This window comes from Parasphingorhabdus pacifica, assembly GCF_054779195.1.
Map to the genome: position 1 here is coordinate 465,331 of NZ_BAAGYS010000011.1, position 14,400 is coordinate 479,730.

At 70.4% G+C, this 14,400-nt stretch carries 13 protein-coding genes; 7 read left to right on the forward strand and 6 right to left on the reverse strand.

The annotated features are described in order from the left end of the window. Nucleotides 1-45 precede the first annotated feature (45 nt). Nucleotides 46-1,197: a glycosyltransferase family 4 protein gene (locus tag ACYVAN_RS19140; RefSeq protein ID WP_460961522.1), complete on the forward strand. Its 1,152-nt coding sequence runs from the start codon at nucleotides 46-48 to the stop codon at nucleotides 1,195-1,197. Between the two features lie 58 nt (nucleotides 1,198-1,255). Beyond that, a complete protein-coding gene (locus ACYVAN_RS19145; RefSeq protein ID WP_460961524.1) occupies nucleotides 1,256-2,131 on the forward strand; it encodes a glycosyltransferase family 2 protein in 876 nt (291 codons plus the stop codon). 1 nt (nucleotide 2,132) lies between these two features. On the opposite strand, the gene ACYVAN_RS19150 is transcribed toward ACYVAN_RS19145, so the two are convergent. Further along, on the reverse strand, nucleotides 2,133-2,426 hold the full coding sequence (locus tag ACYVAN_RS19150; protein ID WP_460961526.1) for a hypothetical protein: 294 nt from the start codon (nucleotides 2,424-2,426) through the stop codon (nucleotides 2,133-2,135). 320 nt (nucleotides 2,427-2,746) lie between these two features. Here ACYVAN_RS19150 and manB point away from each other — a divergent pair, with 320 nt between their 5' ends. Together manB and ACYVAN_RS19160 are read left to right on the forward strand one after the other, a co-directional pair. Continuing rightward, complete coding sequence (gene manB, locus ACYVAN_RS19155; RefSeq protein ID WP_460961528.1) at nucleotides 2,747-3,850, forward strand: mannose-1-phosphate guanylyltransferase; 1,104 nt, start codon at nucleotides 2,747-2,749, stop codon at nucleotides 3,848-3,850. 2 nt (nucleotides 3,851-3,852) lie between these two features. Continuing rightward, nucleotides 3,853-4,800, forward strand: coding sequence for a DNA-3-methyladenine glycosylase family protein (locus tag ACYVAN_RS19160; RefSeq protein WP_460961530.1), 948 nt, complete (start codon nucleotides 3,853-3,855; stop codon nucleotides 4,798-4,800). A 65-nt stretch (nucleotides 4,801-4,865) separates the two neighbouring features. On the opposite strand, the gene ACYVAN_RS19165 is transcribed toward ACYVAN_RS19160, so the two are convergent. From ACYVAN_RS19165 to ACYVAN_RS19180, 4 genes are all read right to left on the reverse strand, one after another. Further along, nucleotides 4,866-5,438 carry an NUDIX hydrolase gene (locus ACYVAN_RS19165; protein ID WP_460961532.1) on the reverse strand — a complete coding sequence of 191 codons (573 nt, stop codon included), beginning with the start codon at nucleotides 5,436-5,438 and terminating at the stop codon, nucleotides 4,866-4,868. After that, nucleotides 5,435-6,778 carry a coenzyme F420-0:L-glutamate ligase gene (locus ACYVAN_RS19170; protein WP_460961534.1) on the reverse strand — a complete coding sequence of 448 codons (1,344 nt, stop codon included), beginning with the start codon at nucleotides 6,776-6,778 and terminating at the stop codon, nucleotides 5,435-5,437. Before ACYVAN_RS19170 ends, ACYVAN_RS19165 begins: the two co-directional genes overlap by 4 nt. Next, nucleotides 6,775-7,779, reverse strand: coding sequence for a 2-phospho-L-lactate transferase (cofD, locus tag ACYVAN_RS19175; protein WP_460961536.1), 1,005 nt, complete (start codon nucleotides 7,777-7,779; stop codon nucleotides 6,775-6,777). Before cofD ends, ACYVAN_RS19170 begins: the two co-directional genes overlap by 4 nt. A 228-nt stretch (nucleotides 7,780-8,007) precedes the next feature. Next, nucleotides 8,008-8,727, reverse strand: coding sequence for a site-2 protease family protein (locus ACYVAN_RS19180; RefSeq protein ID WP_460961538.1), 720 nt, complete (start codon nucleotides 8,725-8,727; stop codon nucleotides 8,008-8,010). Between the two features lie 518 nt (nucleotides 8,728-9,245). Between ACYVAN_RS19180 and ACYVAN_RS19185 the strand changes: the two genes are divergently transcribed. Together ACYVAN_RS19185 and ACYVAN_RS19190 are read left to right on the forward strand one after the other, a co-directional pair. Continuing rightward, on the forward strand, nucleotides 9,246-9,569 hold the full coding sequence (locus ACYVAN_RS19185; RefSeq protein WP_460961540.1) for a WhiB family transcriptional regulator: 324 nt from the start codon (nucleotides 9,246-9,248) through the stop codon (nucleotides 9,567-9,569). Between the two features lie 110 nt (nucleotides 9,570-9,679). Next, nucleotides 9,680-13,009 (forward strand): glycosyltransferase, encoded by a 3,330-nt coding sequence (locus tag ACYVAN_RS19190; RefSeq protein ID WP_460961542.1) that lies wholly within the window; start codon nucleotides 9,680-9,682, stop codon nucleotides 13,007-13,009. A 154-nt stretch (nucleotides 13,010-13,163) separates the two neighbouring features. On the opposite strand, the gene ACYVAN_RS19195 is transcribed toward ACYVAN_RS19190, so the two are convergent. Next, nucleotides 13,164-13,637 carry a metallopeptidase family protein gene (locus tag ACYVAN_RS19195; protein ID WP_460961544.1) on the reverse strand — a complete coding sequence of 158 codons (474 nt, stop codon included), beginning with the start codon at nucleotides 13,635-13,637 and terminating at the stop codon, nucleotides 13,164-13,166. 241 nt (nucleotides 13,638-13,878) lie between these two features. On the opposite strand from ACYVAN_RS19195, the gene ACYVAN_RS19200 reads away from it, so the two are divergent. Further along, entirely contained in the window at nucleotides 13,879-14,238 is a 360-nt protein-coding gene (locus ACYVAN_RS19200; RefSeq protein ID WP_460961546.1) for a DUF3499 domain-containing protein, read from the forward strand. Nucleotides 14,239-14,400: the final 162 nt, after the last annotated feature.

Here is a 14,400-nt window from a genome sequence, read left to right on the forward strand (position 1 = left end):
GCAAACCGGCCACGGTCACCCGATCGTGCGCCGTACGCTACTGCCGTGCACAACAGCGAGCCGCACGTTCTCGTCGACGCGACCGCGGTCCCGGCAGACCGGGGCGGCGTGGGCCGGTACGTCGATTCGCTGCTCGCGGCCCTCGACCAGGACGGGGCCAGCGTCACCGTCGTATGCCAGCCCCGGGACACCGACCTGTTCAGTCGGATCGCACCGCGCACAGAGGTCCTTCCCACCGCGGAAACGGTCACCACCCGCACGGCACGGCTCACCTGGGAACAGACCACCTTGCCCCGGCTGGTGCGCAGGCACGGAATCGATGTGCTGCACTCACCGCACTACACGACACCGCTGGCCAACCCGGCCGCGTCCGTGGTGACCCTGCACGACGCGACCTTCTTCAGCGATGCGCCCCTGCACTCACCGGTCAAGGCGAAGTTCTTCCGCGCTTGGACCCGGACCGCGCTGCGCCGCGCGACCCTGTGCGTGGTGCCCAGCGAGGCCACCGCGAACGAACTGGTGCGCACCGTCGGTGCCGAACGGCAGTCGATGCACGTCATGTACCACGGTGTCGATCCCGATCGGTTCCACCCGCCGACACCGGAAGAGGAGGACGAGGTGCGCAGCAGGCTCAGCCTGCACACCCAGCCCTACATCGCGTTCCTCGGCGCCCTCGAACCCCGCAAGAACGTGCCCGCCCTCATCCGAGGCTTCGCCATGACCTGCGGCGGCCGCAGGGACGCCCCCGCGCTCGTGCTGGCCGGCCAGTCCGGCTGGGACGCCGAGATCGACCGGGCGCTCGAAGCCGTTCCACACCGCACCCGGGTGATCAGAACGGGGTACCTGCCGTTCTCGCTGCTGCCGGGATTCCTCGGCGGGGCTCAGGTGGTGGCGTATCCGAGCTTCGGTGAAGGCTTCGGGCTCCCGGTGCTCGAAGCCATGGCCTGCGGAGCCGCCGTGCTCACCAGCCGGCGGCTGAGTCTGCCGGAAGTCGGCGGCGAAGCGGTCGCCTACACCGGTGTCGGTGCCGGGGACATCGGCATCGGGCTCAGCGGGCTGCTCGACGCCCCGGACAGGCGAGCCGCGCTCTCCGCCGCCGCCCAGCGCCGGGCGAAGGAATTCACCTGGGCAGCCTGCGCTGCCCAGCATCGGGAGTCCTACGCCCGCGCCCACCACCGGCACCGACGCGCCCGATGACACCGTGAGGGACATGCGGCCACGGGCCGCCACACCCGCTTCGGCAGAATGTTCCGGCGTGACCGTCTCGCACACCTACGGCGACGATGTCGCCGTCGTCATCGTGACCTACTCGCCCGGTGAAACCCTGGAGCGGTTTCTCGACACCCTCGCCACGGCCACCTCGCGCACACCTCGGGTGGTCCTCGCCGACAACGGATCCACCGACGGCGCGCCGGAGAAGGCCGCCGAGCGTCCCGGCGTGGACCTGGTTCCGACCGGCGCGAACCTCGGCTACGGCGGGGCCGCCAACCGGGGCGCCGCCGAACTGGACGACAGCTATGGCTGGATAGTGGTGGCCAACGCCGACCTCGAATGGGCGCCCGAATCGCTGGACGAACTGCTGAGCGCGGCCGACCGCTGGCCGCGAGGCGGCGCGTTCGGGCCGCTGATCACCGAACCCGACGGTTCGGTGTACCCCTCGGCCAGGTTGCTGCCCTCGGTCGGCCGGGGCGCCGGGCACGCGCTGCTGGGCAAGGTGTGGCCCGGCAACCCCTGGACCCGGGAATACCGCCAGTCCGAGGCGCGGCCCGCCGAGCGCACCGCGGGCTGGTTGTCCGGTTCCTGCCTGCTCATGCGGCGGGAGGCGTTCGACTCGATCACCGGGTTCGACCCGCGGTACTTCATGTACTTCGAGGACGTCGACCTCGGGGACCGGTTGGCCAAGGCCGGTTGGCTCAACGTGTACGTGCCCAGCGCGGCGATCATGCACATCGGTGGCCACTCGACCTCGCAAGCCTCGACCCGGATGCTCGCCGAGCACCACCGCAGCGCCTACCGCTACCTGTCCGACCGCTACCGCGGGCTCAGGTGGGCACCTCTGCGGCTGCTGCTGCGTGCGGCACTCGCCGTGCGGTCGCGGATCGAAACGCGAGCCGCGCGACGTGCGAGCTGACTCACCGGGCCGGTGGCGGGAACTGCTGCTGGGCGGCCTGCGAGCCCAGCGGCCCGAACTCGTCCGCCCCTCGCTGGGCCCGGTACGGATTCGGCGGCTCCTGGCCACCTTGGTCGGTGGTCGGCCACATTTGCTGCTGGTCCGTCTGCTGCTGACCGCTCTGCTGGGGCGGGTGCGGGATGACCACGGTCGAATCCGGGTCCGTGCCCTCCGGGACCGAACCGTCGACGACCTCCCGCGGGATCCGAACAGTGGTCGACGCGTCCATCGGCGAAGTGGCGTTGTCTGGCGTCACGACGAACGCACCACGTGCCCGCGCGCGAGCAAGCGTTTCATCGGCTCGGAGGCGGGGGTCCATAGGATGCCCTCTCAGTACTTCACCGGTCATGGTGGTCGGTCGTGGGCTTCGGCTGCGGTGGGTTCGGTCCTTCGGCACAGGCCGCACTCGGCGTCTCCGGCCCGGTCACCGCGTCCGGAAGGAACGGGGGCCGGTCCATTATGACGTCGACCCTGCAAGAGTATTCCCCCCAATGGGTTTTTCGTCAGGGGGAAGGTACCGATCGAGGAAGTTCCGATCGGTGAGAACGGTAGCCGAGTGAAGGAGAGGGACCACCGATGCCGGAGGGGTCGAGAGAGCCGAACGCACCGCTGCGGGGAGTCGAAGCGGTGGTGCTCGTCGGAGGTCAGGGAGTGCGGCTCCGGCCGTTGACGCTGTCGGCACCCAAACCGATGCTGCCGACGGCGGGCGTTCCCTTCCTCAGCCACTTGCTCTCCCGCCTCAAGGCGGCCGGTATCACCCACGTGGTGCTCGGCACCTCGTACAAGGCGGAGGTCTTCGCCGACCACTTCGGGGACGGTTCCGAATTCGGCCTGGAGCTCGAATACGTCGTCGAGGAAGAACCGCTGGACACTGCCGGAGCCATCCGCAACGTGGCCGATCGGCTGCGGGCCGACGACGTGCTCGTGTTCAACGGCGACATCCTCTCCGGAGTCGACCTGCGCGGGCTGGTCCACACCCACCGATCAACGGCGGCGGACGTGACGCTGCACCTGGTCAAAGTCGCCGATCCGCGCGGATTCGGCTGCGTGCCCACCGGCCCCGACGGCCGGGTGACGGAATTCCTGGAAAAGACCTCGAATCCACCCGTGGACCAGATCAACGCCGGTTGCTACGTGTTCCGCAGGGAAGTGATCGAGTCGATCCCCAGCGGGCGCCCGGTGTCCGTGGAACGCGAAACCTTCCCCGGCCTGCTGGAGTCGGGTGCTCGGCTGCAGGGGTACGTCGACGCGTCCTACTGGCTCGACATGGGCACACCCGCCGCTTACGTGCGCGGATCGGCGGACCTGGTGCTGGGCGAAGCACCGTCGTCGGCACTGCCGGACCGTCTCGGAGACGCACTGGTCCTGGACGGCGCCGAGATCGACGCGGACGCATCGGTCACCGGGGGCAGTACCGTCGGGGCCGGGGCCGTCGTGCGAGCGGGCACCGAGATCGCCGGGTCGACGCTCTTCGACGACGTCCGAATCGAGGCGGACGCGGTCGTCGAGCGCAGCATCGTCGGAGCGGGCGCCCGAGTCGGAGAAGGAGCCGTGGTGCGGGACGCGGTGATCGGCGACGGAGCGGTCATCGGAGCGGGTTGTGAGCTGCTCGACGGCATCAGAGTGTGGCCGGGTGTGGAACTGCCGCCGGGCGGCGTCCGCTTCTCCGGGGCGAGCTGACCATGCCCCCCACTCGAACGCCCACCGAGGGCGTGCCCGCGGACGGACTCGTCCGCACCTGGCACCCGCCGTATCCGCTCGACCTGCTCCGGGCACTCGATCCGCTGCGGCGCGGAACCGGTGACCCCACCGTGTTCGTGGAAGCCTCCGGAGTCTGGTGGCGAACCTCGACCACCGCGGACGGACCGGCCACCCTGCGGCTATCGAAGAACGCGGACGGGGAGGTCACCGCGACCGCATGGGGATCCGGCGCCGAAACCGCGCTGACCGGCGTGCCCGACCTGCTCGGAGCATCCGACGACCCGACCGGATTCGTCGCCGCCCACGACATCGTCGAGCGCGGACGACGAGCCTCCCGCACGGCGCCGCTGTGCACCTCCGGCCGGGTGTGGGACGTGCTCGTACCGGCGATTCTGGAGCAGAAGGTCACCAACCGGGAAGCGTGGCGCTCCTGGCGGGAACTGTGCCGCCGGTTCGGCAGCGCGGCTCCCGGACCCGCGCCGCGAGGGCTGCGGGTCGTCCCGGACGCGCGGCAGCACCGCGCCGTCCCGGACTGGGAATGGCACCGGGCGGGCATCGACGGTGCACGGCGTCGCGCCCTGCTCGCGGCCGCGTCGGTGGCCGGGAGGCTCGAACACGCCGCCGAACTCGGCGGACCGGACGGGCGCGAGCTGCTGCAGCACGTGCCGGGAATCGGGCCTTGGACGGCTGCCGAAGTGGCCCAGCGGGCGTGGGGCGACCCGGACGCCGTCAGCGTCGGCGACTTCCACCTGCCCACCATCGTCGGGCTCGCCCTGCTGGGGCGTCCTGTGGACGACGACGGGATGCTCGAAGCCCTCGAACCGTATGCGGGCCACCGCCACCGCGCCGTGCGTTGCCTGCTGGCGGCGGGAGCGAGCCGCCCCAGGTTCGGCCCGCGCATGCCCGCCCGCGACTACCGGCGGATCTGACTACCGGCGGATCTGACTGGCGACCGGCTGACCGGCGACCGGCTGACCGGCGACCGGCTGGGACATCAAGCTCGGATGTCGCCGCGCCGCGCCGAAACCGCGGCCGTTCGGTCCCGGACCGCGGACACCAGCGGCCCGAGATCGGTTCCGTCCGGGAGACCGCCGAGGGGCCACCAGGCCAGATCGTCCGACTCCTCGCTGCGGACCGGCTCCGCGCCTTCCGGTGCGCGGACGACGAAACGCACGTCGAAGTGCCGGGTCGGCACCCCGAGGGAACACGTGATCGGGTGCACGTCCAAGTGCACCGGATCGGGATCCACCGTCAGCTCGCTCACCCCGGACTCCTCGACAGCCTCCCGCAACGCGGCATCGGCGAGGGTGGCGTCGTCCGGCTCGCAGTGCCCGCCGAGCTGCACCCACCGCCCGACCCGCGGATGCAGGGTCAGCAGCACCCGCTCGCCGGTCGAATCGAGCAGCACCGCCGAAGCCGTGACGTGGCCGGGCTCGCACCCGCGCGAGCACGCATCCGATCGTGCCGAGAGCAGGGTCAGGAACGCGTGCCGGATCGGTTCCTGGCGAGGGTTCGCCGGACGCCAGTCACCGAGCACCCGGACGGCGTCTGCGTGCGGTCCGTTCAAAGCTCCACCAGACCGTTCTCGTCATCACGAGGCGGCCGCGGTCCACCGGCGGCTTCCGACGGCACGCCCAGCGCGACGGAACCGAGCGGCTCCCACGAATCCGGCAACGCCAACGTCGATCGCACGACATCCGGGCAGAACATGGTCGACGACACCCAGCACGAGCCCAGTTCCTCGGCTGCGAGCGCCACCAGCAGGCCCTGCACCGCTGCCCCGCCCGCAACCGTGAACATCGACCGCTCGGCCTCGGAGCGCCGGGCGTCCGGATAGTCGTGCGCCCCATCCCGAACCAGGAACGGCACCACCAGTTCGGGTGCGGTGTGCAGCAGGTCTCCGCGCCGCACCCGACGCTGCGCGGCCTCCTCGCCGAGTCCGTCGCCGCGCAGATCCGCCAGCCAGGCCTCGCGCATCGCATCCAGCAGCTTCTCGCGGAGCGGGCGATCCCGCAGCCACACGAACCGAACCGGCCGAGTGTGGTGGGGTGCGGGCGCGGTAAGAGCAGCACCGACAGCTCGGCGCACCGCCTCCGGATCCACCGGCTCGTCGCCGAACGCGCGCACGGAACGGCGCATGAGCACCGCTTCCCGGCGCCCCTGTGCGAGTGCTTCCGCGGTCCCCAACCGGAACAGGTCGTCCTCCACGGAGCGAACAAGGTCACGTGCGCACGAACCGTCGTCCGTTCCGGCGAGTCCGCGGACCACCCCGACCGGGACGCCGCCGAGCTTGCCCTTGACCAGGTCGGCCGCCCCCGCGACCTCGTCGGCCACCGCGATCTCGGTGACCGCCAGCTCGTTGCCCTGGCCGTCGCTGCTTCCCGCGTAGCGATGCAGGACCGGCAATCCGGCCGATCCGATCGCCACGTCGGTCTGACCGTTGCGCCAGGCTCGGCCCATCGTGTCGGTGACCACCACGGCCACCTCGACGCCGAGCTGCTCGGCCAGTCCCGCCCGCAGTCGAGCAGCCGACTCGTCCGGATCCTCCGGCAACAACGCGATCTGGTCCTGCGCCACGTTCGAGGCATCCACACCCGAAGCGGCCTGCACGATCCCCAGCTTGTTCGACGTGATCAGGGTGCGCCCCCGACGCGCCAGCACGTGCGTGGACTCGGACAGCACGAACTTCCTGCGCAGGGTGTCGCGTTCGTCGGGATCGCTCGGGGCCCGGACCATCCGGCCCTCGACCTTGGACACGATCTTGCTCGTGACGACCACGGCGTCGCCGTCGGCGAGCCACGGAGCGGAGGAGGCGATCGCCGCCGCGAGATCGTCACCGTGGGCGAATTCGGGCAGGCCGGGAACCGGGAACACCCGCAGTCCGTCCGGTGCGGAATGGTCGGTCACGAGGTCACCTCCGGCAGTCCCGCCAGGTCGAACGCCGCCCTGGCCATCTCCGCCGTCGCGTCGACGTCCGACATCAACAGCGGGACATCGCGAACGCGGACGCCGTCGATCTCGGCGGTGTCCCCGGTGTGGACCAACCAACCGTCCAGGATTCCGTCCGCCGACTCCGACCGTGAACCGTAGTGCCTGCCCACGGCCTCAGCGGTGGTTTCGACCCCGATCGCGTTCAGGCACGCGTCGGCCATGCCGCGCAGCGGGCGTCCGCCGATAATCGGCGACACGCCCACCACCGGTGCGGAGGTGGCGCGCAGTGCTTCCCGGAAGCCCGGAACGGCGAGCAGGGTTCCGACGCTCACGACCGGGTTCGACGGTGCGATCAGCACGAGATCGGCCTTCTTCAAGGCGCTCAGCGTCGCGGGCGACGGTGTCGCCTCCTCGGCGCCGACCGGCACGATCGCGCTCGCGGCCGGTGCCGCGCGGTACCGCACCCACCATTCCTGGAAGTGCACCGCACGGGGGCCGGTGCCTTCCGGATCGTCGATGGCGACATGCGTTTCGACCCGGTCGTCGCTGACCGGAACGAGTCGTGCACCAGGGCGCCAGCGGTCGCACAGCGCTTCGGTCACCGCCGAAAGCGGGTAACCGGCACGCAGCATGCGGGAGCGGACCAGGTGGGTGGCGATGTCCCGGTCACCGAGTCCGAACCAGGTCGGTTCCGCACCGTAGGCGGCGAGTTCCTCCTTGGCCGACCAGGACTCGTCCAGCCGGCCCCAGCCCTTCTCGTCGTCGATTCCACCGCCCAGCGTGTACATGCAGGTGTCCAGGTCGGGACACACTCGCAGGCCATGCATCCAGGCGTCGTCGCCGATGTTGACCACGGCGGTCACCTCGTGCGACGAGGGCTGTTCGGGTTCGCCGACGGCGGGGAGACCCAGGGCTGACTTGACTCCGAGCAGGAAGCGCGCTCCGCCGACCCCGCCGACCAGTACTACGACGTTCACGCTGTCGATCCTCGCACGCGCGGTCCCTACCGGGTCGGTGAACCCTCGCCGTTCTCGCCGGGTGAGAGCCGAGCTCGGTCGCTTCGGAGGAACGTCCCGCGGCCGGTCGCGGCAGCCCCAGGCCCGGCAGCCCCCGGCTCGGCGGCCCCCGGCTCGGCGGCCCCCGGCTCGGCGGCCCCCGGCTCGGCGGCAACGACTGTCGAGCGCGGCCCGTTGAGCGCGGTCCGGCTACTCCCAGAACCGGAACGTGGACTGGCCGATCAGCACCTGCAACGAGTCGCCCCCGAGGAGGTCGAACACGAAGTAGCCCAGGCCGAAGAACATCCGGCCCAGCATCGGCACGCTGATGATCAACATGAACAGGACCAGCGGTGCCCACGGCCGCGCCTGCTCGCCGAACCTTCGTGCGGGACCGGACAGCCACGGTTCGATCACTCCGTAACCATCCAGGCCCGGAATCGGGAGGATGTTCAGCACGAAGGCGATCACCTGCAGGAACGCGAGGTACGACAGGCCGGAGGTCAGGCCGGGCGGCATCGGAACGGTCGCGACGGCGGTCGTCAGCAGCAAGCCGAGCAGCAGGTTCATCGACGGTCCGGCGAGGGACACGGCCGACTCGGTGCGTCGGGTGCGCAGGGCGGAGTGGTTGATCCAGACCGCGCCGCCCGGCAGTGGGATGCCGCCGATGGCCACGAAGAAGAGCGGCAGCACGATGCTCAGCACCGGATCCGTGTAGTGGCGCGGATCCAGGGTCAAGTAGCCCTTGTTGCGGACTTCGAAGTCACCGCCCCGGAAGGCGGTGATCGCGTGCCCGAACTCGTGCAGGCACAACGAGGTGGCCCAGCCGCCGAGCACGATCAGCACGATCCCGGTGGTGCGGGTCACGGTGCTGTCGAAGGTGGCCATGAAGCCACCGAGCACGGTGGAGCCGAGAAGGGCCAGGAACAAGGGGCTCACACCTTGGGGGGAGTGCATCACCGCACCAGTCTCCCCGCCTTCGCACTGCGGGGAGAACGGCACGGTGGTATTTATTGATCAATTCACTGTGGAAGCAGCCATTGGACGCATCGAATTGGACGCCGAATGTGCTTGTTCGACTGCACTGCGTGGGGGAACTGACCATGTCCCTCTACGGATGGTTTCCGCTTGACCGCAAGGAGCTACACGGGTGTAATCACAGTGGCGTCATTCACGGCGAAAATGTTCGTCCCAGTGCGTATGAGGACGCAAACGTGGGCGATCCGGACGCTGTGGACGGTGCTGGAACGGGCCCGGTCGAGGAGAACGCCGAACCATGCCCCATCGGTTGGTGAGAGGGCCGGTGCGGTGCGGTGTCGGCGGCGACGACAGGTGGAGTGTCGTCGTTCGACCGGGATGCAATACCGGTCGTGGGGCCGGATCGATCTGAAGGAGTGCTGCCCGCCAGCCCTGGGGAGGGCGAACGGGAATAAGGGAGAGATCGGGGGATGACCACTATGTGGGAGATCGGGGAGGGGCGTCTCATGGAACGAGCCGGCCCCCAAGTCGCGGATCTGGACATTTTCGCCGACCTGTTCGAGAACGAGGACGAAGAACAGGAGTGGCAGGAGCGCGCACTGTGTGCGCAAACGGACCCGGAAGCGTTCTTCCCGGAGAAGGGCGGTTCGACCCGCGAGGCGAAACGAATCTGTGCGGGTTGCGAAGTTCGGTCGGAATGTTTGGAGTACGCCCTGGAGCACGATGAGCGCTTCGGTATCTGGGGAGGTCTGTCCGAACGGGAACGCCGCAAGCTCAAGCGCCGCGCCGTGTGATCACCCTGTTGATCCGGCAGGTACCGGATCGTTGTCATGCGGAGGTTCTCTTCCGCCGTTGGTCCATTACCGTCTTGCGGTAAGTGGATCACGGTCGGTGGGAGGACGTCTTGGTAGTTTCCGCGCCCTGCCCGAGCACCGAACCGGTGCTGGCGGTGCTGGTCTGCCACAACGGTGAAAAGTGGCTTCCGGAAGTGCTCGATGCGTTGCGGGAACTCACAGTCGGGCCGCGACACCTGCTCGCGGTCGACACCGGATCAACGGACAACACCCCGCAACTCCTCGCGGAGGCCGCCGAGGGAGAGGAACCGCTCCTCGGCGGGGTGTTGACCGTTTCCGGCGAAACCGGATTCGGGGCGGCCGTGGCGCAGGCCCTCGAACACGCCACCGAGCACTGGAGTGATCCAGGACGGTGGCTCTGGCTCGTCCACGACGACTCGGCACCCGAACCGGACTGCTTGGAGAACCTCCTCAGGATCGCCGACACGGACTCGACCGCGGGGATGCTCGGACCGTTGGCTCTGGACTGGGCCGATCCACGTCTCGTCGTGGACGCCGGGCTGTCCACCGACGCCGCGGGCAATCGCCAGACCGGCATCGACCCGGCCGAGTTGGATCCAGCCCTCGGAGGGGAGCTGACTTCCGCACCGGTTTCCGAGGTACTCGCCGTCTCCACCGCTGGCGCGTTGATCAACCGCGACGTCTTCGAGCGGCTCGGCGGGCTGGACCGCGCACTGCCGTTGGCAGGCGACGACATCGACTTCGGATGGCGGGTCAACGCGGGAGGACACCCGGTCCTGTGCGTACCGACCGCACGGATCCGACACGTGGCGGCCCTCCGCGCGGGCCAACGCGATGCGGAAGCGGTGGTTTCCCGCGGGTTGCGCACCCAGCGGATCGCCGAACGCAGGCACGGGGTGCGCACCTTCCTGGTGAACACGACCGGATGGTCGTTCGTATTCGGAGTTCCCAGGCTCGCGCTGCTCGCCGTCGCGCGCGCATCGGGATTCGTGCTGCTTCGCCGGTTCCCGGAAGCTTCCGCCGAGATCGCCGTGCTCGGCGCACTCCTCAACGGCCGGATGGGGTTGCTCGCCGCGCGCGCCACGAGGCGGACGCGGAAGTCCACCGGAACAAACATGCGCGGTCTGCTCACCAGTCGACTGACCCGGTCGCGCAACTGCCTGCGCGCTGCCTTCGCCGGTGTGATCCGCAACCGCATCCAGCGGGACCTCGTGCTGGGCAGCCGGTCCGCCGAGGAACTCGTCGCGGTGCCCGCGCAGACACCTCGCCCGGTAGGGCGGGACGCGCCGCCCGCCGGGGCACCCGGCGAAGGACGCCGTCGAAGTGTCGCGGGACTGCGCAAGCCGGCCGCCCCGGTGGTCGTCCCGGTCGAAGCGACCGCCGTCGACGATGGTGAAGAAGCGCTAGCTCGCCCGTCGCCGGTTCCGCGCGACGAGCCGATGGCGGGACATCGACTGCTGCTCGTGCCGGTGGACCGGTGGCGGATCGTCCGGGAGGTCCTGCTTGCGCCGCCCGTCCTGATGGCCTCGGCGCTCGTGCTGCTCGCGCTGCTCACCCACGGCCTCGCCGATGCGTCCCGGCTGGGTACGGAACTGCACGGTGGCAGGCTCCTGCCGGTTGGGGACCTGGCGCGGACCTGGTCGGACTACCTCGAATCGTGGCACGCGGTGACCGGCGGTACTGGCTCGCCCGCGCCGGTGTCACTGCTCGTGCTGGCGCTCGTGGGGACCGTGCTGCTGCCGATCGGTGGTCCACCCACCGCGGTCGCGTTGCTGCTGCTGTTCGGAACGCCGCTGGCCGGGCTGTCGGCGTACCGGGCCGCCCGTGCACTGCCTGTTTCGGCGACGTGGCGCGCGGCGGCAGCCACCGGGTACGCGTTGCTGCCGGCCGCGACGTTGTCGGCCGGACAGGGCAGGCTCGACGTCGTCGTGGCCCACATCCTCGCTCCGGTGCTCCTCGCGGGAATCGCTTCGGTCGTGGGCCTTTCCGGACGTGCCACCGTTCCCGCCCGGTCCGGGCACTGGATGGGCACGGCGTGCCTGACGGCCCTGGGCATGGCCGTGGTGGGCGCGTTCTCTCCGACCACCCACGTGACGCTGCTGGTGCTCGCGCTGGTCGGTTTCGTGCTGGTGCCCGGCCGGCCCGGCGGCGCGCGGCGGCGCGTGGCGGGACTCGCGGCGATCGTGCTGCTGCCTGTCGCCTGCCTGCTGCCGTGGCCCGTCGTACTGGCGGAGAATCCGCAGATCCTGCTGCACGGGCTCGGTGCGAGAGCAGCGGAGGCATCGGCGGGCGCCTGGGTGTTCGTGCTGAGCCCCGACGGGTCCGTCGCGAGCTCGGCAGGCGGCCTGCTCGTGCCCGCTGCCGCGGTCGCGATCTGGGCGGCGCGCGGTCGCCGCCGGACCGCCGTTCCCGGCTTGGTTGTCGCGGGCGCGGGTTGGGCGGCCGCTTTGGTGCTCGCCCACGTGCGTGCCGAACCGATCGGCGGGGGCCCTGCCACACCGGGTTGGACGGGAGCACCGCTGGTTCTGGTCGCCGCTGGGCTGATGTGGGTCGTGCTGTGCGGCAAGCCGCGGTCGTTGCCGAAGTGGGCGGGACCGGCGCTGGCGGCGGCTCTGCTGGTGGTCGTCGCGGGTGCGGTGTTCGCAGGCCGGTCGGGACCGCTGTCCACCGAAACCGGACGGACCGCCCCTGCGCTGGCCGCGGACCTCGCCGCCCCCGGTGCCCTGCTGACGGTCGAGCCGGGAGACCGGCCCGCGCGGCTGGTCGACGGTGTCCGGCCGAGCTTCGGCGATGACGATCTCGTTCCGGTGGGCACGGCGGTCGACTGGCTGCACCGGGTCCACGTCGATCTGCTCTCCGATGACCGCGAGCGCATTCGCGAGGCGCTCGCGGCGGCTGCCGCACGGGGAGTTGCTTTCGTGGCCGCACCCGAACCGGCCGCCGACCGGATCAGATCGGCGGCCGGTGATCTCGCCATCGGGCAGGGCAGACTCGCCGATGGCAGCGCGGCATTGCGGTTGCTGGTGCCGAACAGCGAGGTGGAGCTGCTCGGCCCCGACCTGGCCCGCAAGGCTCGTGCCGAGCAGGCCCCGGCAGCGCAGGACCGCCCGCTCCCGGTGCGGGCGGAGCTGCCGAACGTGGCGGTGCGGGTTTCGGAAGGCGGCGCGGGGCGTGCGCTGGTGCTCGCGGCCGAGAACGAGCCCGGTTGGCAGGCCACCATCGACGGTCGAGCGGCCCCACTGGCCTCCGCGTGGGGGAACCAGGTCGCGGTTCCCCTGCCGCAAGACGCGAGCGAGGTGCGGATCACCTACACCGAAGTGCCCCGCACGACGCTGCTGGCGATCCAGGCCGCCGCGATCCTCTTCACGGTCATCGGCGCCCTGCCGGAACGCAGGCGGCTCCGGCGGGAGCGCCCGTGACACGCCCACCGGTGGGTCCGTTTGGAAGCAATGGCAGCCTGGTAAGCCACTGGGGCAGGAGTCGCGGGTTGGTCGTTCACGTCGTCCGGTGCGCCGTCGGGTGCGGACAGTCGATCCCGCGTCGCCGGGCGCCTCGGGAATGCGGGAGGTGAGGTTACTGACCCTCGATGACGTCGGGATCCAGGCCGAGGTAGGTCGCGACCTGCTCGATGAGCACGTCGTGCAGGAGGTCGGCCATGTCGGATCCGTCGCGTGCCCTGGCTTCGAGCGGACGGCGGTAGAGCACGATGCGTGCGCGGGTGGGCAGGCCACGACGGTCGACCCCGGCCGGGATCAACCGGGCGAGCGGCACGTTGGCGTCGATGACCATGTCGTCTTCCCAGACGACCTTGTCCGGGGCGGTCACGTTCACCTCGGGAACCTCGTCGACGGCCACGTCGAGCTGGGTCAGCTCGGCGTGCCAGCGCCGTTCGATCGGTTCGAGCGCTTCCAGCACGAGACCGTCGAACCGCTGCGAACGGCTGCGGGCTACGGGGACCGAAGACGGGTACAGCGGCCCGCGCAGACCGCGGCCGCGCCGGTCCCGCCGGACCCGGTTACGACGTCGAGATCCACGTGCGGTTACCACGGGGTGAGGGTACGCCTTGCAGCCGTCAGGCGTGAAAGCCTACACCGGTGGATGTTCGCCCGTTGGTCAACCACTGTGGTCAATATGACTCAGGAGGTCGCAAAGTAATGTCCTCACCTGCGGAGAGTCGTTTTTTCTCCGGGCGTGCCGGGTCAAGATCGCCGAAGTCGGCCGAGCACGTTCGCGTTGGTTTCCGCGTGCCTGCGACGCGGGTCGGAGTCGGAGCGCTATCGTGCCTGTCGTGCGGAGCGTGAGGCGTTGTTCGCGGGCCGGGTGTACCAACCCGGCGGTCGCGACGCTCACCTATGCCTATGCGGACTCCACGGCCGTGGTCGGGCCACTCGCCACCTATGCCGAGCCGCACAGCTATGACCTCTGCGAGGAGCACGCGATCCGGCTCACCGTCCCGAAGGGGTGGGAAGTCGTCCGGCACGAAGGCGAGTTCGCGTTGCCGGAACCCTCCGCGGACGACCTGACCGCGTTGGCCGAAGCCGTGCGCGAGGCGGGACGTCCGGGGCGACCGGTCGATACTTCCGACTTCTCCATGGGCAACGGTCGGCGCGGGCACCTCCGGGCGCTGCCCGACCCGCAGGACGACTGAGACCGTTGTGGCGGCGCCGCGGGCTCGTGGACGGCGTCCGCCGCTCGTCCTTCCGGGGGCGGCGGGGCACTGGTGGGCGGGCACTGGTGGTGGGGCAGTGGCGGCAGGCAGTGACTGGGAATCGTTCGGTGCGAATGGGAAACTGGCAACAGCGTGACGAAC